The 19113-nt window shown below is 30.9% G+C and carries 18 protein-coding genes; 10 read left to right on the forward strand and 8 right to left on the reverse strand.

Annotation, left to right across the window (positions count from 1 at the left end; translation table 11 throughout):
* Positions 1-17: 17 nt before the first annotated feature.
* The 3 genes from AC5ZCW_RS04950 to AC5ZCW_RS04960 all read left to right on the forward strand — a co-directional run bounded on the left by AC5ZCW_RS04950 (position 18) and on the right by AC5ZCW_RS04960 (position 3793).
* Positions 18-1871: a T9SS type A sorting domain-containing protein gene (locus AC5ZCW_RS04950; RefSeq protein ID WP_496118285.1), complete on the forward strand. Its 1854-nt coding sequence runs from the start codon at positions 18-20 to the stop codon at positions 1869-1871.
* 95 nt (positions 1872-1966) lie between these two features.
* On the forward strand, positions 1967-2950 hold the full coding sequence (locus AC5ZCW_RS04955; protein ID WP_177211503.1) for a UDP-glucuronic acid decarboxylase family protein: 984 nt from the start codon (positions 1967-1969) through the stop codon (positions 2948-2950).
* A gap of 75 nt (positions 2951-3025) precedes the next feature.
* Positions 3026-3793 carry a glycosyltransferase family 2 protein gene (locus tag AC5ZCW_RS04960; RefSeq protein WP_496118286.1) on the forward strand — a complete coding sequence of 256 codons (768 nt, stop codon included), beginning with the start codon at positions 3026-3028 and terminating at the stop codon, positions 3791-3793.
* Between the two features lie 42 nt (positions 3794-3835).
* On the opposite strand, the gene AC5ZCW_RS04965 is transcribed toward AC5ZCW_RS04960, so the two are convergent.
* The 3 genes from AC5ZCW_RS04965 to AC5ZCW_RS04975 are packed head-to-tail and all read right to left on the reverse strand — an operon-like array spanning position 3836 to position 6582.
* Positions 3836-4363 carry an ORF6N domain-containing protein gene (locus tag AC5ZCW_RS04965; RefSeq protein WP_343540698.1) on the reverse strand — a complete coding sequence of 176 codons (528 nt, stop codon included), beginning with the start codon at positions 4361-4363 and terminating at the stop codon, positions 3836-3838.
* Positions 4364-4405: 42 nt separating this feature from the next.
* On the reverse strand, positions 4406-5716 hold the full coding sequence (locus tag AC5ZCW_RS04970; protein ID WP_343540697.1) for a phenylacetate--CoA ligase family protein: 1311 nt from the start codon (positions 5714-5716) through the stop codon (positions 4406-4408).
* Positions 5713-6582, reverse strand: a complete 870-nt coding sequence (locus AC5ZCW_RS04975) for a hypothetical protein (protein WP_343540695.1) — start codon at positions 6580-6582, stop codon at positions 5713-5715. Before AC5ZCW_RS04975 ends, AC5ZCW_RS04970 begins: the two co-directional genes overlap by 4 nt.
* Positions 6583-6712: 130 nt before the next feature.
* On the opposite strand from AC5ZCW_RS04975, the gene purD reads away from it, so the two are divergent.
* On the forward strand, positions 6713-7987 hold the full coding sequence (gene purD, locus AC5ZCW_RS04980; RefSeq protein ID WP_281634380.1) for a phosphoribosylamine--glycine ligase: 1275 nt from the start codon (positions 6713-6715) through the stop codon (positions 7985-7987).
* Positions 7988-8030: 43 nt separating this feature from the next.
* On the opposite strand, the gene AC5ZCW_RS04985 is transcribed toward purD, so the two are convergent.
* Complete coding sequence (locus AC5ZCW_RS04985) at positions 8031-8261, reverse strand: DUF6341 family protein (protein WP_029271378.1); 231 nt, start codon at positions 8259-8261, stop codon at positions 8031-8033.
* A 141-nt stretch (positions 8262-8402) separates the two neighbouring features.
* Between AC5ZCW_RS04985 and AC5ZCW_RS04990 the strand changes: the two genes are divergently transcribed.
* Positions 8403-9332 (forward strand): DUF6427 family protein, encoded by a 930-nt coding sequence (locus AC5ZCW_RS04990; protein WP_496118287.1) that lies wholly within the window; start codon positions 8403-8405, stop codon positions 9330-9332.
* Here AC5ZCW_RS04990 and upp read toward each other — a convergent pair.
* Positions 9327-9980, reverse strand: coding sequence for a uracil phosphoribosyltransferase (upp, locus tag AC5ZCW_RS04995; RefSeq protein ID WP_281634382.1), 654 nt, complete (start codon positions 9978-9980; stop codon positions 9327-9329). The genes AC5ZCW_RS04990 and upp overlap by 6 nt on opposite strands.
* 110 nt (positions 9981-10090) lie before the next feature.
* On the opposite strand from upp, the gene AC5ZCW_RS05000 reads away from it, so the two are divergent.
* Positions 10091-10696, forward strand: coding sequence for a DUF4254 domain-containing protein (locus tag AC5ZCW_RS05000; RefSeq protein WP_177211496.1), 606 nt, complete (start codon positions 10091-10093; stop codon positions 10694-10696).
* Positions 10697-10739: 43 nt separating this feature from the next.
* Positions 10740-11750: a glycosyltransferase family 9 protein gene (locus AC5ZCW_RS05005; RefSeq protein ID WP_496118288.1), complete on the forward strand. Its 1011-nt coding sequence runs from the start codon at positions 10740-10742 to the stop codon at positions 11748-11750.
* A 195-nt stretch (positions 11751-11945) separates the two neighbouring features.
* Here the strand turns inward: AC5ZCW_RS05005 and AC5ZCW_RS05010 are convergent, their stop codons facing one another.
* From AC5ZCW_RS05010 to AC5ZCW_RS05020, 3 genes are all read right to left on the reverse strand, one after another.
* Positions 11946-12380: a hypothetical protein gene (locus AC5ZCW_RS05010; protein WP_343540688.1), complete on the reverse strand. Its 435-nt coding sequence runs from the start codon at positions 12378-12380 to the stop codon at positions 11946-11948.
* A gap of 139 nt (positions 12381-12519) precedes the next feature.
* Positions 12520-12828, reverse strand: a complete 309-nt coding sequence (locus tag AC5ZCW_RS05015) for a hypothetical protein (RefSeq protein ID WP_343540687.1) — start codon at positions 12826-12828, stop codon at positions 12520-12522.
* 160 nt (positions 12829-12988) lie between these two features.
* Positions 12989-14041: a 2Fe-2S iron-sulfur cluster-binding protein gene (locus AC5ZCW_RS05020; protein ID WP_343540686.1), complete on the reverse strand. Its 1053-nt coding sequence runs from the start codon at positions 14039-14041 to the stop codon at positions 12989-12991.
* 127 nt (positions 14042-14168) lie between these two features.
* On the opposite strand from AC5ZCW_RS05020, the gene AC5ZCW_RS05025 reads away from it, so the two are divergent.
* From AC5ZCW_RS05025 to porW, 3 genes are all read left to right on the forward strand, one after another.
* Entirely contained in the window at positions 14169-15629 is a 1461-nt protein-coding gene (locus AC5ZCW_RS05025) for a DUF5687 family protein (protein WP_343540685.1), read from the forward strand.
* Between the two features lie 82 nt (positions 15630-15711).
* Complete coding sequence (locus AC5ZCW_RS05030; RefSeq protein ID WP_343540684.1) at positions 15712-16407, forward strand: ABC transporter ATP-binding protein; 696 nt, start codon at positions 15712-15714, stop codon at positions 16405-16407.
* 141 nt (positions 16408-16548) lie between these two features.
* A complete protein-coding gene (gene porW / locus AC5ZCW_RS05035; RefSeq protein ID WP_496118558.1) occupies positions 16549-19110 on the forward strand; it encodes a type IX secretion system periplasmic lipoprotein PorW/SprE in 2562 nt (853 codons plus the stop codon).
* Positions 19111-19113: the final 3 nt, after the last annotated feature.

Genomic DNA, 19113 nt, shown 5'->3' on the forward strand with positions numbered 1-19113 from the left:
TTTATAGTCAAGGCAGTTTGTTTGATTTAACAAATTGTAAGGCAACTTCCTACGGCGGCGGTGGCGGCGGCTGTAGTGAAGATAGTACTTTGCCAGTACAGAGAATTTCTCAACCAAATATATTTCAGGACTTATCTCAATATATTAGTCCTTCTATAAAGTATGGGGAACGTTTGGAGGTTAATGATAATTGGCTTGTTACATTGTATGATACAAATGCGTATGTGCCTGCTGGTAGTCCACTGCCAGAAGTTTTAAATTATGTGCTAATTTATAAAAGAGAAGGATGTCGATATGCTTTGCATCAAATGATAGAACTTCCATTGTATAATATTATGGGTACAACAGATTTTGGTTTACTATTAAATGGAAATGAAATAATTGTTAGTACAAGTAATAAGGATACCGTTCACATTATTCGTTTAAATGAATCTAATAATTCTTGGAGTATAGTACAGCAAATTAAAAATGATTCTGCAAGTGAAGTAGGTACGAGTACGTATACAATCGGTAGATTTTTATTTATCTTAGAAAGAAACAGTACTGTAAATAATATATTTAGAGTATACTATAAAAATGACATGGGAACATATGTTTTTCATCAAACTATTGAAATATCAGGATTTAATCTACCAAGTTTTGGAAAGTATATTGAAGCTCGAAATTTTAAGAAAGCAATTGTTAATTTTAATTCAAGTACATTTACTGGATCATATGATCCTCTTGAACTATTAGTATCTAGTCAGGTAACTTCGTCCGCGAATAGTTTCGCAATTTTAGAATTAAATAGTAGTAATATTTGGAATTTGGTAAATACAGTACAACCTATGGGTTTTTCAACAAATGAAAGAAAACTTGATATAGAGATTTCTAAAGATTTTGTATATGTTTTAACAAGTGCTCAAACGGGACATGAAGGTTCTATGCCTGATTTAATGTATTTATATACATATAAAATTACTGATAGACAAGGAGATACGTTTCCATTTCAAAGGCAATATAATAAGCAAGAATTGCTTAATTATCCAGATGGAATAAATTCTGATGTAAAATTACAAGTATTTAATGATCAATTTTTGTTTGTTGACAATACAAAGTATCAGCCAATGAGTTTATTTTATAATTCAAATTTTGGTTCTGAGAACTTGCCTAATTGGCAGAGGAAAAACTTAAAAAAAATTACGTGTGCAAATCCTACTGGAGATCCGGATGATTTTGAGGTGTTTGGGAATTTATTATTTTATGGTTATGGTGGATCGAATATCAACATATACAATATTTCAGATATTTTGACTAGGGAAGGTTTTAATCAAACATTAATTGATAACTCAGATTTTTATAATAAGAAAATAAATATCGTGCCTTCTAATTATTCAACATCTGCTCAAAATATTATAATAGGTGAATCAAATAAAATTGAATTTAATTATGTAGAAAAAGAATTTATAGCAAATAGTAGTATTGTTTTAAAACCAGGATCAGTTTTAAGTTCTGGTTCTAAGGTTAAACTAAAAATTACAGATATTTATGGTCTTTGTAATTCAATTGTTGCTTCTAAAATGAGTGGTGAACAATACGATTTCATAGATTCAAGTTTAAATACGATAGAAGCAGAGACAACAAGTAAAATTCAAAGTAAAGTATTTCTTTCGCCAAATCCTAACAATGGTATTTTTACAATAAATCTCCAAATAGATGAAGGAACGATAATTAATTATGATATTTATGATCAATCTGGTAATGTAGTGTTTTCTAATAGTACTGATAAACCTACATTAAATGTAAGTTTACCGCATTTACCTCCAAATATATATTTAATCAAATTTTCGGGTAGTAGTTTCAACGAAACGATCAAATTTATAAAACAATAAATAAGCAAACTGTCTAAAATTTTAGGCAGTTTTGTTTTTTAAATAGGTTCAATAATTTCTAAATAAGTTACATTTGCGAAGAATAAAAAATTACCATGAAAAGAATACTTATAACTGGAGCGGCAGGATTTTTAGGATCACACTTATGTGACAGATTTATCAAAGAAGGTTACTTTGTAATCGGTATGGATAATTTGATTACGGGCGATCTTAAGAATATTGAACATTTATTCAAATTAGAAAACTTTGAGTTTTATCATCATGATATTACTAAGTTCGTTCATGTTCCAGGCGATTTAGATTATATATTGCATTTTGCTTCGCCAGCAAGTCCGATTGATTATTTAAAAATCCCGATCCAGACTTTAAAAGTAGGATCTTTAGGGACACATAATTTATTAGGTTTAGCAAGAGTAAAAAAAGCCAGAATTTTGATTGCGTCTACTTCAGAAGTTTACGGAGACCCTCTAGTTCATCCACAGACCGAAGAATATTATGGAAATGTAAATACAATTGGTCCTCGTGGAGTTTATGATGAAGCGAAACGTTTTCAGGAATCAATAACAATGGCATATCATACGTTTCATGGAGTAGAGACCAGAATCGTGCGTATTTTTAACACGTACGGACCAAGAATGCGACTGAACGACGGACGTGTAATTCCAGCTTTTATTGGACAAGCGTTACGCGGAGAAGATTTAACGATTTTCGGAGACGGAATGCAGACTCGCTCTTTCTGTTATGTAGATGATCAAGTTGAAGGTATTTACAGATTATTGCATTCAGATTACGTTTATCCAGTAAACATTGGAAATCCAGATGAAATCACTATTAAAGATTTTGCAGAAGAAATTATAAAACTGACAGGAACGAACCAGAAAGTGGTGTATCATCCACTGCCGATAAACGATCCATTACAGCGTCAGCCAGACACTACAAAGGCAAAAGAGTTATTAGGCTGGGAAGCAAAAGTTAACAGAGCAGAAGGAATGAAAATAACTTATGAGTATTTCAAATCATTATCTCCTGAAGAATTGGCTAAAGAAGAACACAAAGATTTTTCAAGCTATATTAAATAATACTAAGCATAGCTCGAATTTTAATTAAATTCGGGCTATTTTTTAAATAAACTTCCCCAAAAACAATTAGCATCAATGAACGAATTAGTTTCTATTATTGTACCAACATATAATACCGAAAAGTTCATTAAATCGACAATTGAGTCAGTTCAAAATCAAACTTATGCAAACTGGGAGATGATTTTGGTCGATGATGCTTCAACAGATAATACGGCTTTAATAATTGAAGGTTTTGCTGTGCAAGACAGCCGTGTTAAACTTTTTAAATTATCAGAAAATGGAGGAAATGGTTTTGCTAGAAATGCAGCTTTAGAGAAAGCTACAGGAAAATATATCGCCTATTTAGATGCTGATGATTTATGGTTTCCTACTAAATTAGAAAAGCAAATACAATTTTTAAAAGCAAATAATTTGCACTTTACTTTTAGTTATTATGATTCTATCGATGAAGAGGGAAATAATTTGAATAGAAGGGTTGAGTCTCCAAATCCATTAACTTATAAAGAATTATTTTTCTGTAATTATGTAGGTAATTTGACGGCTATTTATGATGTCGATTATTTCGGAAAAATTATTCTTGAAACTTCACAAAAACGCCAAGATTGGAGAATATGGCTTACGATTTTAAAAGAAATTAAAATAGCCAAACCAGTTCCAGAACCTTTGGCATTTTATAGAATTAGAAAAGATTCTGTTTCTTCATCCAAATTTAAATTGATTAAACACAATTTTGGTGTTTACAGAGAATTTCACGGATACAATCTCGTTTTTTCTATTTTGTTGATGATGAGGTTTTTGTTTACTCAGTTGATAATCAAACCAAAGTATATTAATAAATCTTAAGATTTAACTTTTTTCAAGGTCACAATTTGTGACCTTAAAGAATTATTTTTTATAGCCAATCTTTACTCTTTCAGATTCATTTTCTTTTTTTTCAGTCAATTCATCTAAATAAGAAAAGACCAATTCAATATTTTTATCGTGATTTTCTAACTTCTTCTGAATCTGAAGAATATCAACTTTAATTTCGGTTGTATCCAAAAGCATTTGTCTCACTTTCGTAAAAATCCTCATAATTTGAATATTGGTTTGAATTGCTTTGTCGCTTTTTAAAATGCTTGAAAGCATCATAACGCCATGTTCAGTAAAAGCCATTGGTGCATATCGCAAACCAATCTTATCAGAATTGGAGGTCACAAATTGTGACCTCCAATTCTCAAATTCTGATTTATCTAGTTCAAACATGAAATCTTCGGGAAATCTAGACAAATTCCTTTTTACAGATTGTTTAAGAACTTTAGTTTCTATTCCATACAGAATTGCCAAATCACGATCAAGCATCACTTTTTGACCGCGGATAAAATATATTTTATTTGAAATTGTTTCTTCAGAAAGTAAAGATTGCTCTTCCATAAGTTTTTAATTAGAAAAACAAATGTAAGGTTTTATTTATATTTATAAATACGATTTAAACTGTTTTAGTTTCCCGCGGTTGGTTCTTTCTAAAACCGTTTTTCTAGTAAAAGTGAAGTTTAAATTGGGTTCTAAATACAAATCGATAGCTTCTTTTATTTTTTGAATTTGTTCTGAAACTAATTCTTTTTCAGCAATATATTCAATTTCAAAAGTATCAATTTTGGTTTGTTTGATAATGAATTCTTTTACGTTTCCATCGTCTTCAATTATGCTTTTGGTTACATAATAAAATGTCAAACCTGGTGATTTTTTTCCGCTTGGTAAAATCGCAAGATCATTTGTTCGGCCAATTAGTTTTTTTAAAATTGGTTTTTGAGGAGTACTTTTTTCGTCCAGAATTCCAATGTCACCAATTTCATATCTTATAAAAGGGGTTGCTTTATTGAAGAGCGAAGTAATTACAATTTTTCCTTCCGTTCCATGTGGAAGAGGATTGTTGTTCTCGTCTAAAATTTCTACAAAGAGGGTTTCTGAATTTATTTGCCATTCTCCTTGAGGGTTTTCAAAAGCAATTAAATCCAATTCAGATGCGCCGTATTCACTAATAATTGGAATTCCGAATTGTTTTTCTAGTAATTTTTTATCCATTTCAAAAAGCATTTCTGACGTAACAAAACAAGCTTTTAAAGTTGGACAGACTTCTTTTAAAATGATGTTTTTCTGTGCTAAATATTTAGCAAATAAAACAATCGAACTCGTGTAACCATTGATATAATCAAATTTTTTAATTCTGAATTTCTGTAGAAATTTTTCTAAAACATCATCAGACAAATCAAAAACAGGAAAACGATAACGATGTGTTAAAAAGTCTTTGAGACGCTCTTTTTGATAACCAATAAGATCCATTGGAATTCCGTAAAAACGTGCTTGATAGGAATGATTAAAATCGATTCCGAACCAACCAAAGCGCATAATATTCGAAGCCCAAGTCAAGGCATGGCAATATTTATCTTTAGCAAAAACAAAAGGAGTTCCGCTTGATCCCGATGTTTTGTTGAGGTAAATGTTTTTTTTTGAATAACCTTTAGAAAGCCTTTCTTCGAGTGTTTTTTGAAGATTTTGCTTATTTAAGACAGGAAGATCATTCCAATTTTTAATCTTTTTGTTTTCCACCAAATCGCAATAAAAAGAATTGTTATTTAAATGAAAATCAACAATTTCTTTCTTTTTATTTTCAAGAAATGTGACGTATTCTTCTTCAGAAAAACGAACAATTTCACACAATTCGCTTTTTGCTTTCTTTATAGGAAAACCATTTAATTTTAGTGAAAGATCAAAAAGGTGAATCATGATATTTTTAAAACAATATTTATACTTCCGGCCGTCAACTCTTTTTCTGAATATTTCAAGAAATCTTCATGTAATTTTAAACTTTTAAATTTTTGTTCTTGAGGAGAGTTTGGCATTGGATTGTCATGAGAAATATAAACAATTTCTAAATCTAAAGAATTGAAAATATCTAGATATTGAGGAAGCCTTAATCTATTATGATAATCAAATCTTGTTTGGATACTATTCCATTCTTCAGAACTATATTTCAAAAATTCTTGAAGAGACAAAGATTTATCAGAATATGCCCTGTGATCACTTGGAGAAATAAAATGTACAATATAAGATCCTTTTGGTAAAGAGTTCTTAAATTTTTTATGCATTTCTTTTATATCCATAGGAGTTACGTGCTCTAGAACAAATCTTGAAAAAACAATATCTGCTTTAGGAATTTCGGCATCTATTATATTTTGAAATGGAAAATAATGAACATTTTCAGGTAACGAATATTGATTATTGCTTACAGTTATATCGCAATTATATATTTTTGAAAATAAAGAATTAAACCTCAGTATATTTTTTGTTTGATAATGCTTGTTTATATCAAAAGTGTAGACGTTTTTTAGTTTATACTTGTGAATTAGAATATATGGTGATATTGGTAACCATCCTGATCCTATTTCAATTGCAGATTTGTTTTGCGGATCAATTTTTAAATTTGAAAAAATTGAATCTAAAGAATTTAGCGTGTTTTCTGTACTTTTTAATTTTCCTTCAATATTTTTATTTTCAGATACATTTTGTAATTGATGATAGATTTTTGAACCCAGCGAATGTGGAAGAGTACTAAGAGCCTTGAAAATATATGTTTTTACGTAATGCTTCATCGTCAGATTTTTGTCAAAAATAATGTTTAGGAATTAGTAACAGTATAGAACCAACAACTTTTTAGAGATTTAATTATTTTTTACGTTCAAAAGCAATTATTTTTGCACCACAACTAAATATAACAACACCATGACAATTTTACTATTGGGATCAGGCGGAAGAGAGCATGCATTTGCATGGAAAATGACTCAAAGTCCGCTTTGCGAAAAACTTTTTGTAGTGCCTGGAAATGCAGGAACTGCTGCAATCGCTGAAAACGTTGCAATATCTGCAACTGATTTTGAAGCTGTAAAAGCATTAGTACTTAAAGAAAATATAAGTTTAGTAGTCGTAGGGCCAGAAGATCCGTTAGTAAAAGGTATTTATGATTATTTTAAAAACGACGAAAGTTTAAAAAATATCCCAGTTATTGGACCATCAAAATTAGGTGCACAATTAGAGGGAAGTAAAGAATTTGCAAAAGAATTCTTGATGAAACATAATATTCCAACTGCAGCCTATGACAGTTTTACTGCTGAAACAGTCGAAGAAGGATGTAAATTCCTTGAAACCTTACAGCCTCCTTTCGTTTTAAAAGCAGATGGATTAGCGGCCGGAAAAGGTGTTTTGATTATTCAAGATCTTGAAGAAGCAAAAACAGAATTACGAAATATGCTGGTTCACGCTAAATTTGGAACAGCCAGTGCAAAAGTGGTTATTGAAGAATTTTTGGACGGAATCGAATTAAGCTGTTTCGTTTTAACTGATGGAAAAAGCTATAAAATTCTTCCAACTGCAAAAGATTACAAACGAATTGGTGAAGGCGATACAGGTTTAAACACAGGTGGAATGGGAGCAGTTTCTCCAGTTCCTTACGTAGATGCTGTTTTAATGGAAAAAATTGAAACTCGCATCGTAAAACCAACAATCGAAGGCTTCCAGAAAGACGGAATCGAATACAAAGGTTTTGTTTTCATTGGTCTTATCAATGTAAAAGGTGAGCCAATCGTTATTGAATACAATGTGAGAATGGGAGATCCTGAAACTGAAGTTGTGGTTCCGAGATTAAAATCTGATTTAGTTGAATTGTTTTTGTCTGTTGCAGATCAAAAATTAGGAGACTTTAATTTAGAAGTTGATCCAAGAAGTGCAACAACTGTAATGGTCGTTTCTGGTGGATATCCTGAGGATTTTGAAAAAGGAAAAGTAATTTCTGGATTAGAAAATGTGACAGATTCGATAGTTTTTCACGCAGGAACAAAATTGGATAACGAAAATGTCGTTACTAATGGAGGACGTGTAATTGCTGTAACATCTTATGGAGACAATTTCCAAGAGGCCATAAAAAAATCTTATCAAAACATAGATAAACTAAGCTTTGATAAGATGTATTTTAGAAAAGATATCGGTTTTGATTTAATCTAAAAATAAAATTCACAAGCCCTTTTTAATTAAAGGGTTTGATTTTTTATTTTAAAAATGAATGAGCCGTTGTATCTTGGTTTTCTGTTCCAGCGTCATCAAAAATACGTAATTGTTTAATCCAATAAACGATTGCGCATGCACAGATGATCATGAAAATCCAGTTAATAGTGTTTGCACCAAACCATGTAATTAATTCCAAACGACGTAAAAAGTCAAGAGGAGCAAACAAAATGTTAACGAATAAGTATTGTATTCCTTCAAAAAAAGCTGTCATAATTCTTTAAAATTATATGTTATTTATTGTTGTGTAATGCTTTGAAGATAAAATTCTTTTAAACGAATCTTTTTTCAACTTGTTCTGTTTTCCTTTCAAACAAGTATTATCTTTACAATCACAAAAGTATAAAATATCCTTATGATAACAAGTGTTTTTAAAAAATCTACGCCATTAAATTATTCATTGGTTGTAATTTTAATACTGGTTTTCTTTTTTATGTTCCAAATTAAAGACCCTTCTTGGGTTACTTCTTATTTTTTGGCTTTTCAAAAAGTGAGTTTGTTATGCTTTATTTTGGCTTCTTTTTTTATGATTAATTTCATTGTAAAAAAGAACGGACTCAGTAAAGACAATGGTTACGCGATACTTTTTTACTTATTGTTTATTTTATTTTTTCCAACAATATTTAATGATTCAAATGTTATCTATGCCAATTTTTTTATTTTATTGGCACTTCGAAGATTGATTTCGCTGCAATCTCTGAAAGCATCAAAAGAAAAAATATTTGATGCTGCATTTTGGATTTTTGTAGCTTCTTTATTTCAATTTTGGAGCGTTCTCTTCTTAATATTGGTTTATATATCCATTATTTTTCACGTTTCAAGAGATTATAGAAACTGGGTTCTTCCTTTTATAGCATTTTTAGCCGTTGCGATTTTATTTTACATGACATCATTAATTTTCAATTTTGATGCTGTAGCCTTCATTCAAGAAAGAGCTGTTATCGATTTTAGAATTGATTATTTTAAGAATAATTATGAAAATGCAGCACTTTCAATATATACCGCTGTAGCTTTGTTTTTTGTTACTTCGATGTTAATGACATTGTCAAACAGACCGCAAATTGTACATTCTTCGTATAAGAAAATTGTAGCTTGCTTTTTTATAGCGGCTTTTGTTTACATCGTTTCACCAAATAAAAGTAACGATTTATTATTGTTCAGTATTGCTCCGTTAACCGTTATGGCAACAAGTCATATAGAATATATGCAGCAGAAACTGAATAACGAAATTGTTTATTACACGCTGATTGTGTGTAGTTTATTTACGTTTTTCTCTCAATTATAATTTACTTCCGTAAGCAAGATCGCCAGCATCGCCAAGGCCAGGAACAATGTAGTTTTTCTCATTTAGTTTTTCGTCTAGAGAAGCTACCCATAAATGACAGTTTTCAGGAAGATTTTCCTCAAGATAGGCTATTCCTTCTGGAGCAGCGATAACAACGATAATGTGCAGTTCTGTTGGAGAAGCATTCTCGATTAGTTTTTTATGAACAGCTACAATTGATTGCCCTGTAGCCAGCATTGGGTCGAGAAGCAAGACAGTTTTATTGTTTAAGTCTGAAATTGCCTGATATTCAACTCGAATTTCAAATTCATCATCATTGTTTGGGTGAAATCTGCAGGCAGAAACAAAACTGTTTTCGGCATGATCAAAATAATTTAAAAAACCATTGTGTAATGGTAATCCAGCCCGTAGAATAGGACATAGCACTAAGTCAGTGTCAATTTCGGTTGTTTTTTTGATTCCAAGTGGGGTTTGAATATCTACATTTTTATAAGGTAAAATTTTGCTTAGTTCATAAGCCATAATTTCTCCAATGCGTTCAATATTTCTACGAAAACGCATGCTGTCATTTTGAACATTTACATTTCGGATCTGGCCTAAAAAATGATTTAATACGCTGTTGTTCTCAGAGATATAATGGATTTTCATACTATTTTTTTAGAAGAGCAATTGTTTTTTAAGAATAATTGAAAAATTGATGTTTTTTTTCAAAGTATAAAAGTATAAAAAGTATCTTTGTTTTATAAAAAAATAAAAACATGTTTTCAAAATTAGCATATTCTGTTTTCGAGCAAAGCATCAAAGATTATCACCAATTTGATAATGTAGATCAGCCGATCAATAATCCTTATCCAAAAGATAAGTTCGAGCATTTGTTATATTTAAAAAATTGGATTGACACCGTTCAATGGCATTTTGAAGATATTATTCGTGACCCACAAATTGATCCAGTTGCAGCATTGACTTTAAAAAGAAGAATTGATGCATCAAATCAGGAACGTACTGATATGGTGGAATATATAGATAGTTATTTTTTGCAAAAATACAGAGATGTAAAAGTAAAAGATGGAGCAAAAATTAATTCTGAAAGTCCAGCTTGGGCTTTTGACAGATTGTCAATTTTGGCTTTAAAAATTTATCATATGCATGAAGAAGCAAATCGTGCAGAAGCTTCTCAAGAACACAGAGATAAATGTCAAGAAAAGTTAAATGTACTTTTAGAACAAAGAAGTGATTTATCAACTGCAATCGATGATTTATTGACCGACATTGAAAATGGAGACAAATTCATGAAAGTGTACAAACAAATGAAAATGTACAACGACGATGAATTGAACCCTATTTTATATCAAAATAAAAAATAATAATTTGGCAGACTTGTCTAGCAAAATTAAGCATATAGCCGTCATGAGACTATCCGCAATGGGAGATGTCGCCATGACGGTTCCTGTTTTACGAGCTTTTGTAAAACAATATCCAACGGTAAAACTAACCGTTATTTCTCGTCCATTTTTCAAACCGTTTTTTGACGGAATTCCGAATCTTGAATTTTTTGCTTTTGATGAAAAGGAAAGACACAAAGGTTTTTTAGGCCTTGTGCGCTTATATAAAGATGTAAAAAAACTGAAAATTGATGCTTTTGCAGATCTTCATAATGTTTTACGATCTAAGGTTGTTAGTTTGCTTTTCGCTTTAAGCGGAAAAAAAAGAGCAACTGTAGATAAAGGACGCGAGGGAAAAAAAGAATTGACGCGAGAAGAAAGCAAAATTTTCAAACAATTGCCAACCATGTTTGAAAGACATGTAAAAGTGTTTGAAGAATTAGGTTTTCCTTTGGATTTATCGAAACCAACATTTCCTGAAAAAGCAGTTTTAGGTTCTGATATTTTGCAAATTATTGGAAATAAAAATCAAAAACTTATTGGAATTGCGCCTTTTGCTCAATACGATTCTAAAGTTTATCCTTTAGATTTAATGAAGGAAGTAATCGCAAAATTGGCTGAAAACTCAGCGTACAAAATTTTACTTTTTGGAGGAGGAAAGAAAGAAATTGAAATTTTAGATTCACTCTCAGAATCTTTTGAAAATGTAATTAATATGGCTGGAAAAATTAAATTTCAGCAAGAGTTACAATTAATAAGCAATCTTGATGTAATGCTTTCCATGGATTCTGGAAACGCACATATTGCAGCAATGTTGGGTGTAAAAGTTATCACGCTTTGGGGTGCGACGCATCCATACGCTGGATTTTTGCCATTCAATCAAAGTTTAGAAAATGCATTGACTTCAGACCGAAATCAATATCCAAAATTACCAACGTCAGTTTATGGCAATAAAGTTGTTGATGGATATGAAAATGCGATGAGGACAATTTTACCGCAAAGGGTTGTTGACAAAGTTGTAGAGCAGCTTTCATAAAAGACTAAAAAAGAGCTTTTTTGTAGCTTCGGAGAAGCAAAATATTTATAGCAAAGAATGTATCCACAAAGTAAAAGCTCCAGCGGAGCGACATATTATAAAAAAACATGTCGCTCCGCTGGAGCTTTTTTCTTTTGTTTTATTGTGATTCTATAAATGTTTTACCTCGATACGGTATTTGTTATGAACAATATTTTAAGCAATATTTTTGCTTAAATCATATCTTTCATTAGAATCTAGGAAAGAATATCCTATCGTTTTTCTTCTTTTTTTGTTTACTATGATGGAGACAAAATTATTTTTGTCTTCGGTTGACAATAGAATATGTTCAAATTTATTGGATGGATCTCTATAAATTTTATAAATTAAGTCGTGATCTTTAATTTTTTTAGATAAGACTTTAGCCGATTTAAGTTTGCTTACATAAGGCCAGATATTAAAAATATTCGAATCGGTCTTTTTAACTTCTACCATTTTTTCGGTCAAGGTTGAATTGTATTTTTCTCTTTCAAGCAACTTTGGACCTTTTTTGTTTTTCATTTTTATAATAACTGCCAGAACGCATAGCGAAGCAGTTACAACCAGCATAATAAATAGATATAGATGAAAGTGTTGTACGTGAGCTGTCATGATATTTCATGTTTAAATGTTTGACAAATTTGATTTAGCTCTGAAAATACTCAAACCACGAGATTGAGATTGCCATAATTATACCTCTAATTTAATGAAAATTTGGCAATATTTTGATAAAATTTTGCTTTTATTTCAATTAGAGCCAAATCTTCTCATCGCGACAGCGACGGTAGATATAACTTTTTAGATTTGCAATGGTTTCTTGGTAATTTGGCGCATCATAACCGTAACGTTCATGTTCCATTTGTTCTCTTTCAATGGCATCACATCCTTTTATAACTTCTTTGATCATGTCGAGTAAAGCAAGTTCTTTATTGTCGGTTTTTTGAAATTTAAGTTCAACAATATCATCCTGAAGTTCTTCACAATAATCAACTAGCTTAATAACTTCTGGTTCATCTAGAAGATATTCTTTGTTTCTAAAAATTTCTCGTACCGATTTCATAAACAATTAATTTTCAATTTTTTAAATTCCAAATTCCAAGTTACATCTTTGTCAAAGTTTTAAACTTTGACAAAGAGTAGAAACGCAATTAAACAAAAAAATTCCAAATCCCAATTGAAAGATTGGAATTTGGAATTTTTGATATTGGAGTTTGATAAGACTAGACGTCGTCGTAATCAACATAGATAGTTTCTGATGTTGGGTGTGCTTGGCAAGTTAAAATTAAACCTTCAGCAATTTCACTATCTGTTAAAATAGAATTTTTCGTCATTTCCGCACTTCCTGCGGTAACACGCCCTAGACAGCTGCTGCAAATTCCGCCTTGGCAAGAATAAGGAGCATCAACACCTTGTTTTAGAGCTGCATCAAGAATAGTTTGTTTTTTAGACATTTCGAAAGTAGTTTCCTCATCGTCTACCAAAACAGTAATTTTTGTATGCCCTTCTTGAGAACCTTGAATTGCATGTTCTTCAGAAGAAGAGGTAAATAATTCAAATTTGATAGCAGACTCTTTTACATTTTTCTCTTTCAAAACATTAGAAACAGTATTAATCATTTCTTCTGGTCCGCAAAGGAAAAACTTATCAAATTGAAGTTCTTTGTGTTTGTTGTTTAAAACATAATTTACAGCCGATTTTTCAATTCTTCCAAATAAAGCATTTTCAGCTTTTGCTTGGCTGTATACATAATGCACAAAAAATCTGCCTACATATTGTAATTGCAGATCATGAAGTTCTTGATGAAAGATTGTACTTTCAGGAGTTTTGTTTCCGTAAACCAATACAAATGAACTCTTAGGTTCATTTTTAAGAACAGATTTTATGATAGAAAGAACAGGAGTAATTCCGCTTCCTGCAGCAAATGCTACATAATTTTTTTGTCTTTCGGCATCAGGTTCAAAAGTAAATTTACCTTCTGGCTGACCTACTTCAAGAACATCTCCTGCTTTCAGTTTTGTATTAGCAAACTGAGAAAAAAGACCATTTTTTACAGCCTTTACAGCAATTCTTAATTCGCCGCTATCAGGTGCAGAGCAAATAGAATAAGCACGTCTAATTTCTTGGTTATCAAGAGTTAATTTTAAGTTGATATATTGACCAGCTATAAATTTATAGTCAGATTTTAGTTCTTCAGGAACATTAAAAAGAATAGAAACAGCATCTGCAGTTTCTCTTTTAACCTCTTTAATAATAAGTTTTAAGAATGAAGGCATGATAGAATTTTTATGCAAAAGTAGCAAACCACTATTAAAATTTTAGCACGAAATTATTTTTTTTAACTTTTTTTGTAACGTTTTCCTACATTTGGTCTCTTACTACAAAAATACTAAACCATAAACCATGATTAAGAAGTTTATTTATCTCGAATGGAAAGCTTTTATTAGATCGGCATCTTTCGGTAAAAATCTGACAATGAAAATTATAATAGGTTTTTTAATGATCTATTTTTCATTAATTTTTATTAGTATGGGAGTTGGAGCATTTTATTTGCTCAAAGAAATGAAATTGGAACCATTGGTAACGGTAAATAAATTTCTGATTTACTATTTTTTATCCGATTTAGTAATTCGGTTGCTATTGCAGTCAATTCCTGTTCTGAATATTAAGCCATTGTTAGTTCTTCCTTTAAAAAAAACAACGATTGTTCATTTTTCTTTAGGCAAAACGATTTTATCTTTCTTTAACTGGATTCATGCATTATTTTTTATTCCGTTTACAGTTGTCTTAATTTTAAACGGATATGATGTTGTTCAAATTATTTTTTGGCATTTAGGAGTAATGTCAATAATCTACATCAACAATTTTCTAAATATTATTTTAAGCAATATTGACAAACTATTTACTTTGTTTTTGGTACTTATTGTGGCTTTAGGATTGGCGCAGTATTATCAATTATTTAATATTACCTTATTTACGACTCCATTTTTTCAAAGTTTTTACGACATAGACGGCCTATTTTTGATTCCTGTCCTAGTATTAATTGTATTGCACATTTTTACTTTTAAATACTTCGAAAGAAATTTATATCTCGATGCAGGACTTTCTGTAAAACAAGATGAAGCTTCTACAGAAAATCTTTCTTGGTTAAATCAGTTTGGGACTTTAGGGACTTTTCTTAAAAACGATATCAAACTCATTAAAAGAAATAAAAGATCCAAAACCACTATTGTAATGAGTGTGATATTTTTATTCTATGGATTGATTTTTTTTGGAAATACACACCAGCCACAGGCCATGCAAATCTTTGCAGGAATATTTGTTTCAGGAGGATTTCTGTTTGTTTTTGGGCAATTTGTTCCAAGCTGGGATAGTTCGTATTATCAATTAATGATGACACAAAATGTTCCGTATAGAGGTTATATTACAGCCAAATGGTGGCTTATTGTTATTGCAACTTTTATCTCGACTATACTGGCTTCTTTTTATCTCCTTTTTGGATGGGAATCTTACTTAACTATTATAATTGGAGCAATCTATAATATTGGTGTAAACTCACATTTAGTACTTTTAGGAGGTGCATTTACAAAAACGCCTATTGATTTAAGTAGTGTTGGCGGTGCTTTTGGAGATAAAAAAGCATTTAACGTAAATGCAATGCTCCTTTCGCTTCCTAAAGTTTTTTTACCATTGCTATTATATTGGCTTGGATTACATTATGGAAATAAGACTGTAGCATTGAGCTTGGTTGCAGGAGCTGGTATCTTGGGTTTTATACTTAAAGAAAAAGTATTTTCAATAATCGAAAAGAGATATAAAATAGAAAAGTACAGTACAATAAGTGCTTATAAACAAAAGGGTTAATTAGATAATTTACCAATTAGAAAATGAGATAATTATCTCTATTTTAAATCTAAAATCTGAAATCAACAATCTAAAAATTATTATGATACAAGTAAATCAGCTTTCAAAAATATATAACGGAACAACAGTTTTAAACATTAGCAATTTAGAAATTCCTAAAGGACAAAGTTTTGGTTTGGTAGGAAATAATGGAGCAGGAAAAACAACTTTCTTCAGCTTACTTCTAGATCTTATTCAGCCTTCTACTGGATATATAAAAAGTAATGATATTCAAGTGAATACAAGTGAAAACTGGAAATCGTTTACAGGTTCTTTTTTAGATGAAAATTTCCTTATTGGCTATTTAACGCCAGAAGAATATTTCTATTTTATTGGAGATTTAAGAAATCAGAACAAAGCAGATATTGATGCATTGTTGGTGAAACATGAAGAGTTTTTTAACGGTGAAATTTTAAAGAACAAAAAATATCTTCGTGATTTGTCTAAAGGAAATCAGAAAAAAGTAGGAATCATTGCAACGCTTATCGGAAACCCAGAAGTTGTAATTTTAGACGAGCCGTTTGCAAATTTGGATCCAACAACAGTTAGCCGATTAAAAAAAATAATTAGAGAATTAGCCGATAATCCGAATGTAACAGTTTTGGTTTCAAGCCATGATTTACAGCATACTGTAGAGGTTTGTGATAGAATTGTTGCCCTTAATAAAGGCGAGATAGTCAAAGACATTCAGACCTCAAAAGAGACCTTACAAGAATTAGAATTATTTTTTGCTGTGTAAGAATTTCTATATTTCAAAAAGAAGCGTATTTTTACAAGTGATTATACTAAAATTGGTTTTTAGTAGTTATGTGTTTTAAACTCTTTTCTATTGAAAAAGAATACTCTCAAATATAGTTTTATTCTCGTTTTTTTATTTTTTTTGATAGCTTGTTCTACCAAAAAAAACACCTTTTTGGCTCGAAGTTCTCACTCGATTGGGACAAAATATAATATTCTTTATAATGGTGGAATTGGCCTTGATAAAGGTTTAAAGTCTATTCAGGCCAATAACGAAGATAATTTTTGGAAACAATTGCCAATAGAAAAAATGCAGTTTGATGAAAATTTTTCTGAAGGTGAAAAGGCAAAAAATCCTGATTTTGAAAAGGCTGAAACCAAAGCGACAAAAGCCATTCAAAAACACTCCATGAATATTGGCGGAAGAGAAAGAAACTGGCAGATGGATGAAGCGTATCTTATGCTTGGAAAAGCAAGATATTATGATCAGCGTTTTATTCCGGCAATTGAAGCATTCAATTATATTTTATACAAATATCCAGAAAGCAATAATATTTATACCGCAAAAATCTGGCGAGAAAAAACCAATATGCGTTTAGGTAACGATGCAATCGCGCTTAAGAATATTAAAATTTTACTTAAAAAAACAGATTTAGACAAACAGACTTATGCCGATGCCAATGCTCTTTTGGCGGAAGCTTTTTTAAATCTGGAACAAAAAGACAGTGCTGTATCTAGACTTAGGGTTGCAGAACAATTTACAAAAAGTAACGAAGAACGCGCAAGATATCGTTTTATACTTGGCCAAATGTATCAGGCAGAAGGAAAACGTGACAGCGCGATTTATTTCTACGACGCCGTTATTGATTTAAACAGAAAGGCAGATCGTAAGTATATGATGCATGCTTACGCGAAAAAAGCACAGATGTTTGATTATGAAAATGGTAATCAGGATTTGTTTATTGAAGCTTATAATAAGCTGGTAGAAAATCGTGAGAACCGTCCTTACTATGATATCTTATTTTATGAAATGGGAGTTTTCTTTGATAAAAATAAAGATCAGGAAAACGCACTTTTATTTTACAATAAATCTTTAGGCAGAAAATCAAAAGATCCGTATTTAATGGCTTCTGCATATAGAAATATTGGAAATATGTATTTTAAAAATACAGATTACTCAATGGCGGCCAAGTATTATGACAGTACTTTGGTAAAACTGGATCCAAAAACCAGGGAATTCGCTTATATAGAAAAAAACAGAAAAAATCTTGATGATGTAATTAAATACGAAGCGATTGCAAAACGTAATGATAGTATTATTAAGGTATACAACTTACCGCCGAACGAAAAGAAAGATTATTTTGAAAACTATATAGCTGAACTTAAAAAGAAAGATGAAGCAAAACGTCTTTTAGAAGAAAAAGAAAAAGAGCGATTAGCCAATATTGATCGAAATTCCCAAGCAGAGTTTTCAGGAAACGGAGCCGTTAATCCTAATTCTTTGGGTAAACCTGTAGAACCAGAAGGAAATGGCATGCCTCCAGGAAGTAACGATAATGCAAGTACATTTTACTTTTATAACCCAACAACAGTTGCTTACGGAAAACTGCAATTTAAAAAAATGTGGGGAAGCAGAACAATGGGCGGAAATTGGAGATTGGCAGGAGTTCGATCTGCAAACGATGCCGCTTTGAATGATACTATTAATACGAAAGAAGTTGCCAACGCGCTGAAAGATACCATTGTTCCTGAAAAATATACTGTAGCCTATTATGTAGAACAACTTCCAACTTCGCAAGCAGCTATGGATAGTATTGGTAAAGAACGTAATTTTTCATACTATCAATTAGGACTTATATATAAGGAGAAGTTTAAAGAATATAATCTGGCTAGTGACAAACTAGAACAGTTGCTTCAAAATAATCCAGAAGAAAAACTGGTGCTCCCTTCTATGTATAATTTGTATAAAATTTATCAAATTACAAATCCAGCAAGAGCAGAAGCTATTAAATCAGAGATTTCTTCGAAATATCCAGATTCGCGATATGCCCATATTTTAAATAATAAAGAAGACGATCCAAATTCTAGTCCCGATAAAGAATATCAGAAATGGTATAAACTTTTTGAAGAAGAAAAATTCGACGAGGTCCTAGCCAATATTGATAACCTGATTAACCAATATTCGGGAGATGATATCGTATCGAAATACGAATTGCTAAAAGCCAATACTTTAGGAAAAGTAAATGGATTGGAAGCATATAAGAAAGGACTTGAAAACGTAGCAGATAATTACCCTAATAGTGAAGAAGGTAAAAATGCAAGAGAAATTCTAGAAAAACAAGTGCCAGTTCTAGAAAAACTTAGTTTTACAACAACCGATACTAAAAATTGGAAAATATTATATCGTGTTTCTAAGAACGATACAAAAACGGTTAAAAGAATTGAAGAAGCAATCAGAGTATTTTTATTAGTTGAAAATTACGAAAGATTGACAACATCTTTGGATAAATACAATAAAACAGAAAGTTTTGTAGTTATTCATGGTTTAAAATCTGAGGCTTACGCAAATGATATTGCTGGAGTTTTCAGAGATGATAAGAAATATAAAATCCCAGATCAAGCAATAATAATATCAAATGATAATTACAAAATCGTTCAAATCAAAAAGAATTTGGACGCATATTTGACCCCGAAAACCCCTTAAAAA

This window comes from Flavobacterium sp. PLA-DH12 (assembly GCF_059511845.1).

Excerpts from the sequence above, each read along its gene's own strand:
- AC5ZCW_RS04955 (WP_177211503.1), top strand. The coding sequence starts at position 1,967 with ATGAAAAGAATACTTATAACTGGAGCGGCAGGATTTTTAGGATCACAC.
- AC5ZCW_RS04960 (WP_496118286.1), top strand. The coding sequence starts at position 3,026 with ATGAACGAATTAGTTTCTATTATTGTACCAACATATAATACCGAAAAG.
- AC5ZCW_RS04965 (WP_343540698.1), bottom strand. The coding sequence starts at position 4,363 with ATGGAAGAGCAATCTTTACTTTCTGAAGAAACAATTTCAAATAAAATA.
- AC5ZCW_RS04970 (WP_343540697.1), bottom strand. The coding sequence starts at position 5,716 with ATGATTCACCTTTTTGATCTTTCACTAAAATTAAATGGTTTTCCTATA.
- AC5ZCW_RS04975 (WP_343540695.1), bottom strand. The coding sequence starts at position 6,582 with ATGAAGCATTACGTAAAAACATATATTTTCAAGGCTCTTAGTACTCTT.
- purD (WP_281634380.1), top strand. The coding sequence starts at position 6,713 with ATGACAATTTTACTATTGGGATCAGGCGGAAGAGAGCATGCATTTGCA.
- AC5ZCW_RS04985 (WP_029271378.1), bottom strand. The coding sequence starts at position 8,261 with ATGACAGCTTTTTTTGAAGGAATACAATACTTATTCGTTAACATTTTG.
- AC5ZCW_RS04990 (WP_496118287.1), top strand. The coding sequence starts at position 8,403 with ATGATAACAAGTGTTTTTAAAAAATCTACGCCATTAAATTATTCATTG.
- upp (WP_281634382.1), bottom strand. The coding sequence starts at position 9,980 with ATGAAAATCCATTATATCTCTGAGAACAACAGCGTATTAAATCATTTT.
- AC5ZCW_RS05000 (WP_177211496.1), top strand. The coding sequence starts at position 10,091 with ATGTTTTCAAAATTAGCATATTCTGTTTTCGAGCAAAGCATCAAAGAT.
- AC5ZCW_RS05005 (WP_496118288.1), top strand. The coding sequence starts at position 10,740 with ATGAGACTATCCGCAATGGGAGATGTCGCCATGACGGTTCCTGTTTTA.
- AC5ZCW_RS05010 (WP_343540688.1), bottom strand. The coding sequence starts at position 12,380 with ATGACAGCTCACGTACAACACTTTCATCTATATCTATTTATTATGCTG.
- AC5ZCW_RS05015 (WP_343540687.1), bottom strand. The coding sequence starts at position 12,828 with ATGAAATCGGTACGAGAAATTTTTAGAAACAAAGAATATCTTCTAGAT.
- AC5ZCW_RS05020 (WP_343540686.1), bottom strand. The coding sequence starts at position 14,041 with ATGCCTTCATTCTTAAAACTTATTATTAAAGAGGTTAAAAGAGAAACT.
- AC5ZCW_RS05025 (WP_343540685.1), top strand. The coding sequence starts at position 14,169 with ATGATTAAGAAGTTTATTTATCTCGAATGGAAAGCTTTTATTAGATCG.
- AC5ZCW_RS05030 (WP_343540684.1), top strand. The coding sequence starts at position 15,712 with ATGATACAAGTAAATCAGCTTTCAAAAATATATAACGGAACAACAGTT.